Source organism: Hydrogenophaga sp. FG152 (genome assembly GCF_057809615.1).
Genome location: NZ_JBMDKH010000004.1, coordinates 270,173 through 287,643, shown reverse-complemented (window position 1 = coordinate 287,643; position 17,471 = coordinate 270,173). Strand labels below are relative to the sequence as shown.

At 70.0% G+C, this 17,471-nt stretch carries 5 protein-coding genes; 2 read left to right on the top strand and 3 right to left on the bottom strand.

All coding sequences use genetic code 11. From position 1 onward, the window contains the following. The coding region (locus ACODTB_RS07310; protein WP_488929196.1) for a hypothetical protein at positions 1–1,502 on the top strand (1,502 nt) is incomplete at its 5' end. 81 nt (positions 1,503–1,583) lie between these two features. On the opposite strand, the gene ACODTB_RS07305 is transcribed toward ACODTB_RS07310, so the two are convergent. The 3 genes from ACODTB_RS07305 to ACODTB_RS07295 form a co-directional block, all read right to left on the bottom strand. Beyond that, on the bottom strand, positions 1,584–2,606 hold the full coding sequence (locus ACODTB_RS07305) for a polysaccharide deacetylase family protein (protein ID WP_291116819.1): 1,023 nt from the start codon (positions 2,604–2,606) through the stop codon (positions 1,584–1,586). Between the two features lie 153 nt (positions 2,607–2,759). Beyond that, positions 2,760–3,836: an acyltransferase family protein gene (locus ACODTB_RS07300; RefSeq protein ID WP_291116816.1), complete on the bottom strand. Its 1,077-nt coding sequence runs from the start codon at positions 3,834–3,836 to the stop codon at positions 2,760–2,762. Then, positions 3,833–4,528: an SGNH/GDSL hydrolase family protein gene (locus tag ACODTB_RS07295; RefSeq protein WP_291116813.1), complete on the bottom strand. Its 696-nt coding sequence runs from the start codon at positions 4,526–4,528 to the stop codon at positions 3,833–3,835. Before ACODTB_RS07295 ends, ACODTB_RS07300 begins: the two co-directional genes overlap by 4 nt. 263 nt (positions 4,529–4,791) lie before the next feature. Between ACODTB_RS07295 and ACODTB_RS07290 the strand changes: the two genes are divergently transcribed. Continuing rightward, positions 4,792–17,466 (top strand): amino acid adenylation domain-containing protein, encoded by a 12,675-nt coding sequence (locus ACODTB_RS07290; protein ID WP_488929195.1) that lies wholly within the window; start codon positions 4,792–4,794, stop codon positions 17,464–17,466. The last annotated feature ends 5 nt before the right edge of the window (positions 17,467–17,471 follow it).

Here is a 17,471-nt window from a genome sequence, read left to right as displayed (position 1 = left end):
CCACCGAGTACACCGTGGTCGCGCCCTTCAAGGACAGCGCCAGCAACGCCGAGCACCCCCACCTCTCGGCCCGCCTGCACACCCGCCTGTACGACGGCGGTGCCAGCATCCGCACCGACATGGTCCTGGAGAACAACTGGACCTTCAAGGCCAACCCGGGCACCCTTACCTATGAGCTGACCGTGCGCCGCAATGGCCAGGTCGTGCACACCCAGCCGCGCCTCACGCACAACTACCAGGCGCGCTGGCACAAGGTGCTGTGGACGGGCAACACGCTGCCGCAGTACCGCGTGCGCCACCACATGCCCTACTTCCTGGCCAGCAAGGCCACCTGGAACTACGACCTGAGCGTCAAGGTTCCCGAGTCGGTCCTGGCCGACGAGGCCCGCGTGCTGGCCGCTTCGAACACCGCGCCCATGGGCCCGGCCATGCTGGTGCCGTACTTCCCCACCACCGGTGGTCGTTCGGAGATCGGTCCGCAGCCGCGCTGGACTGCGCTGTACCTCATCACCCAGGACGACCGCGCCCGCGCCAGCATGCTGGCCAATGCCGATGCCGCTGCCGGCGTGCCGGTGCACTACCGCGACGAGGGCTCCGGCCAGCCGCTGGACGTGGAACGCAACCCCAACGTGGCCGTGCGCTTCGGCACCTCGACGCCCAAGCTGCCCACGCCGACGGGCACGACCATCTACACGCCCGACACGGCGCACCAGGCCTCGTTCGGCTACATGCCCTACCTGATCACGGGTGATGCCTTCTACCTGGACGAAGCCATGTTCTGGGCCAGCTGGAACATCGCGGCGGTGGATCCCTACTACCGCGAAGGCGCCAAGGGCCTGATCTACGGCAACGAGGAACGCGCCCAGTCCTGGGCCCTGCGCTCCATCGACGAGGCCGCGCGCATCGTGCCCGACAACCACCCCATGAAGTCCTACTTCCAGACCCGTTTGGCCAACAACCTGAACTGGTACGTGCAGAACTACCCGCAGAACCCCAACCCGGCCAACCGCTCGCCCTTCGGCGCCATCAAGAGCCCGTGGGACAACAAGGTCGCCGGCCCGTGGCAGAACGACTTCATGACGCTGGTGCTGACGCAGATCGCCGAGGACGGTGATCCCCAGGGCCGCACCATGCTGAACTGGATCACCGGCTTCACCGTGGGCCGCTTCCTGAACGAGGCCAACGGCTTCTGCATGGCCAAGGCCCCGGGCTACTGGTGGACCGTCACCGACGCGAGCAACCAGTTCTTCAGCAGCTGGAAGACCCTGTTCGACACCAACTACGCGAGCATGAAGAGCACCTCGTGCACCGGCATGGCGATCACCGAAGGTTCGCCGGACCGCGTGGACGACTACGCCGCCTACGCCCGCGCCATGCTGGCGGCCACGAGCGGTCTCGGCATCAACGGTGCCAGCACCGCCTACAGCAAGTGGAAGTCCATGACCCCGAAAATGGACGCCGGCTACGTGAACGACCCCACCTGGGCGATCGTGCCGCGTTGATCCCGGTTCGACCGCTCTGACCTTCAACAACCCTCTCTTCGCAGAGGGTTGTTTGTTTTTGGCGGGTGATGGGCGAAGCGCTCAGTGCGCGACGGCCGCGACAGCCTGTGCGGCACCGGCCCGCGAGCGCGCCAGTTGCTCGATGCGGGTCAGCGTGGAGAAGGTCCCGCCCAGGCGGTTCTGGAAGAAGCTCAGCACGGACTCGATGTTCGCCAGGAAGGCGGCCAGATCGGCCTCGGTCTTGACATACGGGGTGTTGCCCGGCTGCAAGGTCGGCGAGTGGTAGGTCATGGTGAACACACGCACGCCTTCGTGGAACAGCGTGGTGAGCAGACGCTCCTGCGACCGCACATCGAAGCCTTCCGGGCTCAGCCTGCCGCGCTCCAGCCACTTCATGCGGCTCATGACGCCGGGCAGGCGAAGCCGCTGCGAGAGGTTGCTGCCGATGAGCCAGGGGTTCGCGGGGCCCATGCGGCGCAGGCGGCCCGAGTAGCCCACCGTCATGGGCACTTCGAGCAAGGTGCGCGAGGCGTCGGTGAAAAAGGGGCGATCGGACATGCCCTGGTAGTTCGGCCCGCCTTCGAATGAAAAGTTGGTGTGGGGCACCACGCTGCAGTCCACGGTATAGCCCAGTTCCTGCAGGATGCCGAAGGTGTTCGGCCCCACGCCGTAGCGCCCGGCCTTGAACACCCGGGGCGCGCGGCCGAAAGCCTGGGCCACCGCGTCGGTGCTGGTGCGGATCTTGGCTTCCTCCAGCTCCAGCGGCAGGTTACCGTGGTACGAGTTGAACACCGACACCGTTTCGTTGTGCGGCGGCGTGACCCAGGGATGGCAGTGGGTGCCGAATTCCGCGCGGCCCGCGTCCACCAGCCCGCGCAGGTAGTGGGTGGCGGTCGCCGAACTGGCCACCGGGTAGTCCATCACATAGGTCGGCACGACGCCGAACCGGTCGTAGAGCGCGTGCACCCGGTCCTGGGAGGAAATGGACTGGGTGGCGGTCGCCTGCCGGTTGAAGGGCTGGTTCCAGTTGAACTCCTCTTCGGTGTCGACGACCACCAGCAGCACCGGCGCGGCAAGGCCCAGTTCGACGGGCTGGGGGTCCAATCCCGGCAATCTCATCGAATCTTCTCCCGAATGCCGTGGTGCGTTGTGCATTGTTGTACAGACCCCATGGGGCGAGCGCGATCAGTCACCGCACCAGCATACCGCGCCGGCCTTTGCGTGGGTGCGGAGTTCGTCACGCTTCTTCTCCCGCCTTCAGCGCGCGATCCACTTGCGCAGCACGGGGCCGAACTTCTGCTCGACCCCGACATTGACCGCCCAGGCCACCAGCAGGGCCAGGGCGATCATGCCCAGGGTCACCAGCGTCATGCCCCAGGACGCGACCAGGCCGGACGCCACCGCCACGCTGAACAGGGCATAGCCGGCGTGCTGGTGGATCAGGTACAGCGGGTAGGTCAGGCGGCCGGACAGATCGCTCCATGTCGAGGTCTCAATGGGTACCTTGCGGCGAATCATCCAGTAGAAGAAGGCGAAATACGACAGCAGGATGGCCTCGATCACGAGGTTGTTGGGGCTGTCGTCCAGGGCCAGCAGCTGCTCCAGGCTGTCTGCCTGGCCATTTTCACGCCACAGGTACATGCAGGCCAGCGCGGCGCAGCCCAGCAGCGCCAAGCGCCGACGGGTGGTCCAGCCCGACTGCCGCACCAGGAAGAAGAAGGCGCCGGCGGTGAACAGCGGCGCCCATTGGGCGCTGGTGATGATCTCCACGGTGTACATGGGGCGAATGAAATTGACCAGCGACAGGCAAAGCCAGAGGATCAGCAGTGTCTCGATGCGCTTGAGCTGCCCGGTGGCGATCGCCACCCCGATCCAGAAGTAGAAGTTGATCTCCACCGCCAGCGACCAGTACGCGCCATCGACGAGATTCTGGCCGAACACCCGGGGCAGCATGGTCAGGTTGGCCGCGTACTGGGCCCAGGACTCGGGCTTGAACGGCGCGGCCGGCGCGGCCAGTTCGATCAGCACCGTCAGGGTCATGCACACCCAGAAGGCGGGCATCAGCCGGGACACGCGGGAGGCGATGAAACGCCGCACGCTCGAATTCTGGGCGGTCATCATGATCACGTAGCCGCTGATCATGAAGAACAGGTGCACCCCCACGTAGCCGTAGGAAAACAGGCTGTACAGGATCGGGCTCTGCTGGCCCTGGATCGAGCCATCGCGAACCCCCGCATGGAAGTAGTGGAAGCCGACCACGATCAGGGCGGCGAAACCCCGGAGCCAGTCCAGTGCGGGTTGGCGGTGCGACTGCGGCGGTGGCGATTCGATCATGCGGGTTTCTTGGTCAGGGCGGCCTCGATGGCCTGGAGCAACAACAGGGAACCGGTGGCATCGAGATGCAGGCCATCGGCCGCCAGGGTCGCGCGGGCCAGGGCGCCCTGCCCCGGCACCGCGTCGACCATGGCATGGCCGCGCTGCCTGCACATCTCGGCCACCGACGCGTTGACGGCGTCGGCCGGGTGGCCGGGCGGCACGGGGATGCCGACACACACCACCTGGGCGGACGCGGGCATGCGGTCCAGGATCGCACCCCAGGCCAGCCGCACGTCTTCGGGCGTGCGGCCCTCGATCAGGTCGTTGGTGCCCGCGCCGAGCACCACCGCGCGGGCCCAGGGCAGCGAAGTGTAGCGATCGAGGCGCTGGCTCAGCCGGTGGGCCGTTTCACCGCCGATGGCGAAGTTGTAGGCCTGCGCCAGGCCACCCGTGGGCAAGGTCTGGAGGTGGCTGTCGCCGAAAAAGAGGATCGCGCCACGCGGCACGAGGCGGTCCACGTTCAGCTGGTGGGCGATCGTGCGCCGTTCGAAGAGGCGCTGGGACACCGTGGGCGCGGACTGCCAACGCTCCAGGCGCCACAGGAACGCCTCCGAAAGGCGGGCGGAGCCGCCAATCGCCAGGGCAGCGCAGGCGATCAGCGCCGCCGCGCCCCAACCCGTCCACAGCGATAACCTGGGTGAATGTTTCACAAGATCAAAAGGCTTGGGGCCCGCAACAATGCGAGAGGGTCCGTTGCAGGAAGTCCCGCATCTTGTCAGTGTCGTTGGGTCGGGAATGTCGGAAATGCATTTCGGCGTGAGGTATGTCGTACAAACTGCGGGAAAGCGGCCCGGAAAGTCAGAAAAAATACAACACGACCGGGTTATCATTTGTTACACAAGTTTCTGATGGTACTCATTTGTATTCATTCGAGGGGCTTTCCTGCACGTAGGGGGTTTTTGCAATGCACTTCATGAGTCAGCAAGAGAACGACGCAGGTGAACCGAACCTGGGTCTCTGGCTGCGCAGCGGAGCACAGAGCCACGCGAACGCCTTGGCCCTGGAATCGCCCGAGGGCGAGCCCCTGACCTACCGTGAGCTGGCCAGCGCGGTGGCGGCACGCGCGCGCGCCTTTGCCGACGCGGGTCTGCAAAGCGGTGAACGCATCGCGGTGGCCGCCACGCGCTCCACCGACACCATCATCTCGATCCTGGCCGCCGCCGAAGCCGGCATCGCCTATGTGCCGCTGGACCTGGCCTACCCGGCCGAGCGCCTGCGCGCCATGCTGGACGATGCGCAACCTCGCGCGGTGGTGGGCGAAGACCAGGCCTTGGCCACGCTGCGCTCGCTGGTGGGCGAACTGCCCACGCTGGAACAGCCCGCACCGGTGCAAGCCGCCCTGCACGCCTCGGCGCCCGACCTCACCTACGTGCTGTTCACCTCGGGCTCCACCGGCCGGCCCAAGGGCGTCGCCATGGGCGCGGTGCCGTTGCGCCACCTGATCCAGTGGCACGCCGACCACCCCCGCCTGGGCCAGCCCGCGCGCACCCTGCAGTTCGCGCCGCTGTCGTTCGACGTGCACTTCCAGGAAATCTTCTCCACGCTGGCCTGCGGCGGCACGCTGGTGCTGGTGCCGGAGGAACAGCGGCGCGACCCCGGCCTGCTGCTCAACGCCTTGATCCAGCGCCGCATCGAACGCATCTTCGTGCCCTACGTGGCGCTGCAGATGATCGCCGAGGCCGCGCGCGACGAACTGCCCGCGACCCTGCGCGACGTGGTGAGCGCGGGCGAACAACTGCAGGTCACGCCCGCGATCCGCTCGCTGTTCCAGCGCCTGCCGGGTTCGGAGCTGCACAACCACTACGGCCCGACCGAGAGCCACGTGGTCACCGCGCACGAGTTGCGCGGCGACCCGGCTGCCTGGCCCGAGATCCCCCCGATTGGCCGTGCCTTGCCGCACGTGCAGCTCGCCCTGGTGCCGTCCGGAAACGCCACCGACGAAAACACCGGCGAACTGCTGCTGGGCGGTGAGACGCTGGCCTGCGGCTACCTCGGCCGGCCCGAACTCACCGGCGAGCGCTTCCGCACCGACTTCCCCGCGCTGCCCGGGCGCTGGTACGTCACCGGCGACCTCGCGCGCCGCGACGCCGAGGGCGTGTACACCTACCTGGGCCGCGCTGACCAGCAGCTCAAGGTCGACGGCTTTCGCATCGAGCCGGGCGAGATCGAGTTGGCCATCATGGCCCAGGCCGGCATCAAGGACGCGGTGGTCACCGCGCCCGACCTGCCCGGCATCGGCAAGCAGCTGGTCGCGCACCTGGTGCTGCGCGAAGGCGCGCAAGCCAATACCAGCGAGCTGATCACCCGCATCCGCGCCGAACTCCGCGCCACCATGCCCGAGTACATGGTGCCGGTGCGCTACGTGGTGCTGGACCGCCTGCCCACCACCCCCAGCGGCAAGATCGACCGCAAGGGCCTGCCCTTGCCGGCCATGGACACGGCCGCCGCCGCCGCGTCCAGCGACCCGGTGGCCATCGTGCGCGGCCTGTGGCAGGAGCTGCTGGGCCTGCCCGCGATCGGCGACGACCAGAACCTGTTCGACCTGGGCGCGCGCTCGCTGCTCGTCATGCGCTTCGTCACGCGCCTCAAGGACCAGGGCGTGAAGGGCCTGAACGTGGCCGACGTGTACGACAAACCCACCGTGGCCGGCATCGCAGCGGCCCTGGCCGGCCCGGTGAATGCGGGTCAGCGCAAGCGCCTGGCGCCCGCTCGGCCGACCGCCGGTATCGCCATCGTCGGCATGGCCACCCGCACACCGGGGGCCCGCCGTCTGGACGACTTCTGGCAGCACCTGATCGACGGCCGGGAAGGCATCCGCCAGTTCTCGCTCGACGAGCTCGACCCCAGCGTGCCGGACTCGGTGCGCTCGCGCCCCAATTTCGTGGCCGCGCACGGCGTGCTCGACGGCGTCGAGCACTTCGACGCCGGCTTCTTCGGGATCTCGGCACGAGAAGCGACGATGCTCGACCCGCAGCAGCGGCTGATGCTCGAACTCAGCGTGGCCGCTCTGGAGCACGCCGCCATCGACGCCTCGCGCACCGATGCGCGCATCGGCGTCTACGCCGGCACCGGCAACAACGCCTATGCGCCCGCGCTGCGCAGCGAACAGCCCGAGCTGGTGCAGCAATACGGCGAATTCGCCACCATGCTCGCCAGCGAGAAGGACTACGTGGCCACCCGCGTGGCCAACCGCCTCAACCTCAACGGCCCGGCCCTGAGCATCCACACCGCCTGCTCCACCAGCCTGGTGGCCGTGGCCCAGGCCTGGCACGCGCTGGCCAGCGGCCAGTGCGACGTGGCGCTGGCCGGCGGCATCAACGTGGCCGTGCCCCAGATCAATGGCTACCTGCACGTCGAAGGCGGCATGGAATCCGCCGACGGCCATTGCCGGCCGTTCGACGCCGACGCCAGCGGCACCGTGTTCGCCAGCGGCGGCGGCGTGGTCGTGCTGCGCCGGCTGGAAGACGCCCTGGCCCAGGGCGACACGGTGTACGCCGTGATCCGTGGCGTGGGCCTGAACAACGACGGCGGCGACAAGGCCAGCTTCACCGCGCCCAGCGTCACCGGCCAGATGGGCGCCATCCGCATGGCGCTCGACCAGGCCGGCGTGAGCGCGCGCCAGATCGGCTATGTGGAAGCGCACGGCACCGGCACCTCGCTGGGCGACCCGATCGAGGTGGCCGCGCTCACGCGCGCCTGGCGAGAAGACACCGCCGACAGCCAGTACTGCGGCATCGGCTCGGTCAAGAGCAACCTCGGCCACATGGCCGCCGGTGCCGGCGTGGTGGGCCTGATCAAGACCGCGCTTTCGCTGCACCACGGCGTGATCCCGGGCACGCTGCACTACCGCCAGCCCAATCCGCAGATCGACTTCGAGAACACGCCGTTTCGCGTGGTGGCGCAGAACACTCCCTGGCCGCGCGGCAGCGAATCGCGTCTCGCGGCGGTGAGTTCGTTCGGCGTCGGCGGCACCAACGCCCACGTGGTGATCGAAGAGGCCCCGGCCCGTGCGCCGGCGTCGACCAGCGACGGCCGCTGGCTGCTGCCGATCTCGGCCCGCACCTCTGAAGCCGCGCTGCAGCGCGCGCGCGACCTGGCCGAGCATTTCGAACGCCATCCCCAGCTGCCGCTGGCCGAGGTCGCCGCCACGCTCATGCGCGGGCGCAAGCCGATGGCGCAGCGCCTCTCGGTGGTGGCCGGCAGCGCCCAGGAAGCCATCGCGCGCCTGCGCGCGGCCAAGAGCAGCGTGAGCGCGCTGCAGAAGCCGCGCCTGGTGTTCCTGTTCCCGGGTCAGGGTTCGCAACACCCCGGCATGGCGCGCCAGCTGGTGGACGAAGTACCCGCTTTCCGCGAAGCGCTCGACCGCGCCCTGCCGCTGGCCGAGGCCGCGCTGGGCGTGGACCTGCGCGCCTGGCTGGTGGCCGCCGACCCGGCCGATGCCGAGGTGGCCCAGCTGCTGGCACAGACCCGCTACGCCCAGCCGGCCCTGTTCAGCGTGTCCTACGCGCTGGCGGCCTGGCTGGACAGCCTGGGCATCCGGCCCGACGCCATGATCGGCCACAGCATCGGCGAGTACGCCGCCGCCTGCCACGCCGGTGTGTTCTCGCTCGAAGACGCCATGGCCGCCGTGGTCGCGCGCGGCCAGGCCATGTTCGACCAGCCCGCCGGCGCCATGCTGGCTGTGCGCACCGGCGTGGACGCCGTGCGGGCCCTGGTGCCTGAGGGCATCGAGGTCGCCGGCTGCAACGCGCCTGCGCTCACCGTGGTGGCTGGTGGCCATGAAGCCATCGACCGCTTCGCCCAGGCCCTGGAGCGCAGCGAGATCGATGCCACCCGCCTGCGCGTCTCGCACGCGTTCCACAGCGCTTCCATGGAAGGCGCGCTGCCGCGCGTCGCGCAAGCGCTCGCGCAGGCCCGCCTGCAGGCACCCCGCCTCACCGTGTACTCGTGCGTGAGCGGCGCGCCGCTGCAGGCGCACGAGGCCACCGACCCTGGCTACTGGGCGCGCCAGGTGCGCGCACCGGTGCTGTTCAGCAAGGCCGTGATGGCCGAGCTCGCCCAGGGCGAGACCGTCTTCCTCGAAGTCGGCCCGGGGCAGGCACTCACCGCGCTGCTGCGCCAGCACCGCACGCCCAAGGCCGAGGTGCCGCGCATCGTGTCCATGCTGGGCGCCGCGCAGGACCCCGGCCAACCCGCCGAGCAGGGCCTGGCCGCGCTGGGCGCGCTGTGGTGCGCCGGCATCGAACCCGCCTGGCCGGTGGCCGCGACCGCGCGCCGCGCGCCCCTGCCCACCTACCCGTTCCAGAACGACCGTCACTGGTTTGCCCGCCGCACCGCGCCCGCAGGCGCCCTGCCGTCCGATGTTTCCCCCTCCGTAGCGAGTGCCGTCACCATGAGCCGAATACCCAACGTTGAAAACGAACTCAAGCGCGTCCTGAGCGACGTCTCGGGCATCCCCGCCGACGACATGACCACGGACGCCAGCTTTGTCGATCAGGGCCTGGACTCCCTCTCGCTCACCCAGGCCACGCTGGAGCTCGAGCGCGTCTTCGGCGTCAAGCTGCGCTTTCGCCGCCTGATGGAAGACCTCGACAACACCGGCAAGCTCGCGCGCTTTCTCGACACCGAGATGCCGGCCGACAAGTTCGCCCCGGCGCCGCCCGTGGCGGCACCGGTTGCGGTCGCCGCCGCCGTGCCCACCCACGTGGCCAGCTTCGCCGCGCCAACCACGCCCCTGGCGCCGCTCGCGGCCCTGCCCGGCGGTGCCAGTGCGGTCCACCAGCTGCTGCAACAGCAGATGCAACTCATGGCGCAGCAGCTCGCCGTGCTCGCGGGCCAGCCCATGGCGGCGGCCCTGCCGGTGGCCGCTTCGGTGCCCACGGCCGCAGCACCGGCGCCCACCCCTGCCGCGCCGACCGCGACGGAGGCCGAGCCCGCCCAGCCGTCCATCAAGTCGCTGGTCGAAAAGCCCTTCGGTGCCTCGCCGCGCCTCACGCTGGAAGCGCGCCAGGACTTCACACCCGCGCAGCGCCGCTGGCTCGACGAGTTCATCACCCGCTACAACGCCCGCTCGGGCCAATCCAAGGCCTTCAGCCAGCAGCACCGCAAGGTCATGGCCGACCCGCGCGTGGTGACTGGCTTCAACCCGCTGTACAAGGACCTGGTCTACCCCATCGTGGTGAACCGCTCGCAGGGCGCGAACCTCTGGGACCTGGACGGCAACGAGTACATCGACCTGCTGTCCTGCTTCGGCGGCAACCTGCTGGGCTACCAGCCGCCCAAGGTGATCGAGGCCATGCAGCAGCAACTGCAGCTCGGCCTGGAAGTGGGCCCGCAACACCCCTATGCGGCCGATGTGGCCCAGCTCATCTCGGAATTCACCGGCATGGAGCGCGTGGGCTTCTGCAACACCGGTTCCGAAGCCGTGATGGGCGCCATGCGCATCGCGCGCACCGTCACCGGCCGCAAGACCATCGCCATCTTCACCAACTCCTACCACGGCATCTTCGACGAGGTGATCGTGCGCGGCACCAGGCAGCTGCGCTCGCTCTCCGCCGCGCCCGGCATCCTGGCCAACGCGGTGGAAAACATCCTGGTGCTGGACTGGAACAGCGAGGACTCGTTGCGCGTGCTGCGCGAGCGCGGCCCCGAGCTGGCGGCGATCATGACCGAGCCGATCCAGAACAAGTACCCCACGCTGCAGCCGCGCGAGTTCGTGCAATCCCTGCGCCAGATCGCCGACAAGGCCGGCTGCGCGCTGATCTTCGATGAGGTCGTGACCGGTTTCCGCGTCGCGCCGGGCGGTGCACAGGAGTTCTACGGCGTGCGCGCCGACATCGCCACCTACGGCAAGGTCATCGGCGGCGGACTGCCGTTCGCGGCCATCGCAGGCAACGCCAACTGGCTCGACGCGCTCGACGGCGGCCACTGGCAGTACGGCGACGACTCCTACCCCGAAGCCGGCGTGACCTACTTCGCCGGCACCTTCGTGCGCCACCCGCTGGCGCTGGCCGCCGCGCGCGCCACGCTGCAGCACATCAAGGCCGGTGGGCGCGAGTTCTACCGCAACCTCAACGACCGCACGCAGCGCCTGATCGACCGCCTCAACACGGCCTTCGCGGTGCGTGGAGCACCGGTCAAGGCGGTGCACTGCGCCTCGATCTGGCGCCTGCAGTGGGACGACAACCAGAAGCACATCAGCCTCTTCTACTACCTGGTGCGCTACCACGGCCTGCACCTGTACGAGCAGTTCGGCCACTTCGTCACCGAAGGCATGACCGACGCCCACACCGACCGCATCTTCCAGGTGTTCACCGACGCCATGGACGAGCTCATGGGCCTGGGCTTCATCACGCCCAAGGACGGCAGCCCGCCGCCACCCGGCCCGCAGGGCGGCACGCGCGCCGGCACCGACGCCCAGCTCTCGCCCGGTCAGACCGAGCGCTGGCTCGCCGGCGGCTTCGACCCCTCGGCCCGCCTGGCCCTGAACGAATCGTTCTGCGTCAGCCTGCAAGGCAGCGTGGACCGCATCGCGCTGAGGGCCGCGCTCGACGACGTGCTGACGCGCCACGAAGCTTTCCGCCTCCAGTTCGACCTGGAAGAACCGCGGCAACGCGTCGCGCCGCAACTGAACCTGCCGGTGGCCGAGATCGACCTGAGCGGCCAGGCCGACGCCGACCGGGCGCTGGACGACTTCTGCACCCAGGCCAGCCTGCGCGACTTCCCGCTGGACCAGGCGCCGCTGGCCGCCGTGAGCCTGCTCACCCTGGCCGACGGCCGCACCGTGGTGCACGTGGTGGCCAGCCACCTGGTGTTCGACGGCTGGGCCTCCAGCGTGTTCAACGCCGAACTCGCCACCGCCTACAAGGCCCGCAGCATGGGCATGGCACCGGTCTTCAAACCGGCCGAGTCGCCGCTGGACTTTGCCGAGGAAGAGCAGGCCCGCTTCGACGGCCCCGACGGCCAGGAAGCCCTGCGCTTCTGGCAGCAGCAGCTGCAGAACCCACCCGCGCCGCTGAACCTGGGCGACCGCAGCCCGCAGGGCCACCGCACCTACGCCGCCGACACGCTTCGCATACGACTGGACGGCGAGCTGTTCAGCCGCCTGCGCGCGCAGGCCCGGCAGTCCGGCGCCACGCTGTTCCAGGTGCTGCTCACCGCGGTCACGCGCATGTTGCAAAAACGCAGCGGCCAGACGGATTTCGTGGTCAGCATCCCCTACGCCAGCCAGAGCCTGCAGCGCCGCGGCCCGATCATGGCCGACGGCGTGCTCGACCTGCCGCTGCGCCTGGGCTGCCAGCCCGGCGAGAGCGCCGAGGCCGTGCTGCAGCGCGTGCGCTCGCGCCTGATGGACGCTCTGGAGTACCCGCTCATGACCCAGGGCACGGTGGCCCGCGCGCTGGGCATCCGCAGCGCGGGCGACCGCCCGCCGCTCACCGGCATCTTCTTCAACCTCAACCCCAAGGTCGACCTCTCGGCCTACGCGCCCCTGCAGGCCGCCATGCACGAAGGCCGCAAGCGCGGCACGCTCAGCGAACTGTTCTTCAACTTCTACGAGCAGAACGACGCGCTCACGCTGGACCTGCACCACAGCAGCGAGTTCTTCAGCCCGCAGCGCGCGCAGGAACTGATCGACGCCCTGCGCGCCGAAATCGCCCACTTCGCGCAGCACCCCGGCGTCGAGCTGCCGGTGCTCACCGCCGTGGTGGCGCCCGCGCCGGTGCGCCCTGCGACGGCACCCGACCCCCGCCTGATCGCCTGGAACCACGCCACCGCCATGCCGCTGGAGGCCAACGCCCGGGTGGAGCAGTGGATCAGCCGCCAGGCCGCCGCCACGCCCGATGCCGTCGCCCTGGTGGCGCACGGCGTGAGCCTGAGCTACGCCGCGCTCGAATCGCGCGCCAACCGCTTCGGCCAGCTGCTGCGCTCGCGCGGCATCGGCGCGGGCATGCTGGTGGGCGTGTGCCTCACGCGCGGCCCCAACCTCGTGCCCGCCCTGCTCGGCATCCTCAAGACCGGCGCGGCCTACGTGCCGCTCGACCCGGGCTTCCCGAAGGACCGCCTGCACTACATGGCCGAGGACGCGGGCGTGCGCCTGGTGATCACCGACGCCGCCAACGCCAGCCTCTCGGGCGTGCCGCGCGAACAGCAGATCCGCATCGACGACGACGCCGCCGCCATCGCCTCGGCCTCCGACAGCGCCCTGCCTCGCCCCGCCGACTGGGCCGACGACGCGCCCATGTACGTGATCTACACCTCGGGCTCCACCGGCAAGCCCAAGGGCGTGGTGCTGCCGCAGAACGCGGTATGCAACTTCCTCGCCAGCATGCGCCGCGAGCCCGGCCTGCAGGCCGGTGACCGGCTGCTGGCCGTGACCACGCTGTCCTTCGACATCGCGGTGCTCGAACTCTTCCTGCCCCTGACCGTGGGCGCCAGCGTGGTGCTGGCCCAGCGCGAGGACGCCATGGACGGCGAGGTTCTCGCGCGCCTGGCCGCCGAGCAGCGCATCAACGTGATGCAGGCCACGCCCACCACCTGGCACATGCTGCTGGACGCGGGCTGGCGCGCGCCCGCCGGTTTCCGCGCCCTGTGCGGGGGCGAGCCGCTGCCGCCCTCGCTGGCGCAGCGCCTGCTCGCGACCGGCGTGGAACTCTGGAACATGTACGGCCCGACCGAGACCACGGTGTGGTCCACCCTGTGCCGCATCACCGACGCGGCGCAGAAGATCACCATCGGCCACCCGATCGCCAACACCCAGGTCTGGGTGCTCGATGAGCAGATGAAGCCCGTGGCCATCGGCCAGGAAGGCGAGCTGTGCATCGGCGGCGCCGGCGTGGCCACCGGCTACTTCAAGCGCCCCGAACTCACCGCAGAGAAGTTCGTGGCCGACCCGTTCGACACCACCACGCCCGGCGCGCGCATCTACCGCACCGGCGACCTCGCGCGCTGGCGCGAAGACGGCACGCTGGAGCACCTGGGCCGGCTGGACTTCCAGGTCAAGATCCGCGGCTACCGCATCGAGCTGGGCGAGATCGAGGCCCGCCTCGCCGCCCTGCCCGGCATCGCCCGCACCGTGGTGATGGCGCGCGAGGACAGCCCGGGCGACGTGCGCCTGATCGGCTACGCCGTGCCGCACGCCGGCCAGCAACCCGACGCCGCCGCCCTTCGTGAAGCGCTGCGCGCCGGCCTGCCCGACTACATGCTGCCGCAGCAGATCGTGTTGCTCGACACCATGCCCTTGCTGCCCAACGGCAAGATCGACCGCAAGGCCCTGCCGGCGCCCACCGGCCCGGCACCCTCGGCCAACGCCGGTGCGGTGAAGGCCGCACGCAACGAGACCGAAAAAGCGGTGGTCGAGGCCATGCAGGCCGTGCTCAAGCTGCCCGCGGTCGGCGTGGACGAAGACTTCTTCTTCCTCGGCGGCCACTCCCTGCTGGCGGCCAAGCTCATGGGCCAGATCAACAAGGCCTTTGGCCTGCAGCTCAACCTGCGGGTGCTGTTCGAGTCGACCACGGCCGAGAAACTCGCCCACCTGATCGACCAGCAGCGTGGCGACACCGCCCCGGCGCGCGAGCCGCTGGTGCACCGCGCCGACCAGCGCCAGGCCCCGCTCACGCTGATGCAGGAGCGCATCCGCTTCATCGAGGCCATGCAGCCCGGCCGCACCGTCTACAACGCGCCGTCGGCCCACCGCCTGCACGGCCCGATGGACCTGCAGGCCTTCGATCGTGCCTTCCAGGAAGTCGTGAAACGCCAACCCGCCCTGCACAGCGCCATCGTGTCCTCCCCACAGGGCCCGGTGCAGATGAACGTCGATCTGCCGGCGTTCAGCCTGCTGCCGCTGGAAGACTTCGGCAGCTACACCCCCGACGAACAGGAAGCCGCGCTGCAGGACCGGCTGGCCGCGCTGGCCGACCAGGCGTTCGAACTGGAACATGCGCCGCTGTTCAAGGCCCGCCTGTTCCGCCTCGCCGACGATCACCACGTGCTGTTCTTCATGACGCATCACGTGATCTGGGACGGCTGGTCCTTCGACTTGTTCTACGACGAGATGAACGCGCTCTACCAGGCGTTCTCCGAAGGCCGGCCCTCGCCGTTGCCGCCGCTGGCCCTGACCTACGGCGACTTTGCCGACTGGCACGCGCGCTGGCTGGAGAGCGAGGAACTGCAAGGCCAGCTGGGCTACTGGAAGAACCAGTTCCTGGGCAAGCCGGTGCAGGAGCCGCTCACCGATCTGGCCCGCCTGCCCGGCATGCTGCGCGAAGGCGCCACCGAGTCCATGCACATCCCAGCCGAGCAGGCCGACCGCGTGCGCGACATCGCCAAGCGCACCGGTTCGACGCTGAGCATCGTCGCCCTCTCGGTCTACGCCGTCATGGTCTCGCAGCTGCTGCGCGAGCCCGCGCCGACCATCGGCCTGCCGGTGCGCGGACGCCCGACCCCCGAGCTCGATCCCATCATGGGCTTCTTCAACAACATGCTGCCCGTGCGCCTGCCGGTGAACACCTCGCTGAGCTGGCTCGACTGGATCGGGCAAGTGCGGGCCGCCGTGGTCGAAGCTTTCGCGCACCAGGACGTGCCCTTCGAGCGCATCGCCCACGCGCTCGAAGCCGAGCAACCCGGCGTGCACGCGCGCCTGTACCAGTGCATGTTCTCGTTCCAGGACGCCCGCAACCGCCCGACCCACTGGGGCCCGCTCGCGCACGAGCGAGTGCGCATCAAGCACAAAGGCGCCACCGAAGACCTCAACCTCTGGCTGGTCGAGATCCCTTCCGGCATCGAAGGGGGCATTCAGTACGACACGCACCTGTACCTGCCCGCCACCGCGAAGTCCCTGCACGAGCGCTTCGTGGCCCTGCTCGACGCGGTGGCCCGCACGCCGAACCAGACCGTGGCGCAGCTGATCGCGCCCACGCCCGCCGAACAGGCCCGCGTGCTGGCGCTGGACGCGCCGGCCGTGGCGCCCGCGCAAAGCCTGTTCGATCTGCTGGAGCAGCGCGCCAGCGCACTCACCCCACCCGCGCTGCTGCGCATCGGCGGCACCGAACTCGACGCCCGCGAGCTGGTCCGCCGCGTCAACGACAACGCGGCCCAGCTCAAGACCCGCCTGCCCGCGGTGGGCCACCCGCTCACCGTGGCCATCGCGATGCAGGAGCCGGTGGCCCAACTGGTCACCGCCCTGGCCGTGCTGCGCCTGGGCCACCACTGCCTGCCCCTGACACCTGGCGACACGCCGCCCGCCGACGCGGTGGCTTTCGGCGACGCACCCTGGCTGCAAAGCCAGCCCGCCGCCATGGCGCGCAAGGCGGCGGTCCAGCCGCAAGCCTTCGACGCCGCGCTCATCGCCCAGATCAGCGCCGGCCTCGCCCGCCAGGCCCACCTGCTGGTGGGCGACTGCCTGCGCGCCAGCGCCCACGCCACCGGCACCGCGCTGGCCCTGCTGGGCCTGGCGCTGCACACCGGCGGCCGGCTGGTGCTGTGGGACCAGGCGCCCGACGGCGCCACCCTGGTGGCCGACCTCCAGCGCGAGCGCACCGGCCTCGTCTTCGCGGACGCCAACACCTGGGCCGACGCCCTGCAGGCCCGCCGTGGTGCCTCGCTCTCGGTCATCGCCGCCGTGGACGCGCGCGACAGCTCCCCCGAACTCGTCGCGCAGCTGCTGGACGCGGGCCTTTCCGTGCTCAACGTGCTGCAGACCGACTCACTGCCCCTGCCGCTGGCCGCCCACTGGGTCGCCGACGCGGCCGAGGCCGGCCTGGTGGGCCGCCCGCTGGTGCCGCACACCGTGCGCGTCGCGCTGCGGCCCGAGGGCACGGCCCCGATCGGCGTGGCCGCCCCCGTCTGGGTGAAGGCCGGCGCAGCGGGCGCCTGGACGGCCAGCCACACCAGCGCGCGCTGGCGCAGCGACGGCGTGCTGCAACACGTGAGCGATGCGAACGAACCCACGGTGCTGCTCGGTGGTGGCCTGGTGGACCTCGAGGCGCTGGAGCAGGCGGCGCTGGCGCTGCCGGGCGTTGACGTGGCCGCCGCGCAAGCTGCGGTGGACCCGAACGGGCGCCGCCGGCTGCTGATCGGCCTGCAGGCCAGCGCCCTGTCCGCTGCGCAACGCGAATCCCACGCCCGCGCGTTGCTCGACGCCGTGCCCGCCGAGGCCCGTGCGGCGCTGGACCTGCGCTGGTTCGAGCAGATCGTGCGCCACCCCTCGGGCCGGCTGCAGCTGGCGCAATCGCGCGCGCTCAAGGCGCAGGCGAGCCCGACCGGCGACAGCTTCGCCGGCACGGCCACCGAGCGGGCCATCCACGCGGTCTGGAGCGAGCTGCTGGGCATGAGCCATATCGGCCGCAACGACAACTTCTTCGACCTGGGCGGCACCTCGCTCACCGCCATGCAGGCCGTGCTCAAGCTGGAGCAGCAGATCGGCAAGCAGATCAGCCCGCGCCGCTACGTGAGCGAAACGCTGGCCCAGCTCGCCGTGGCCTACGACGCCACCGGTGCCGACACGCCGGCCACCGCTGCCGCCAACGCCGACGCGGCCGAACCCGCGCCGGGCCTCATGAAACGGCTCGCGCGCCTCGTTCAACGGGCCTGACCCGG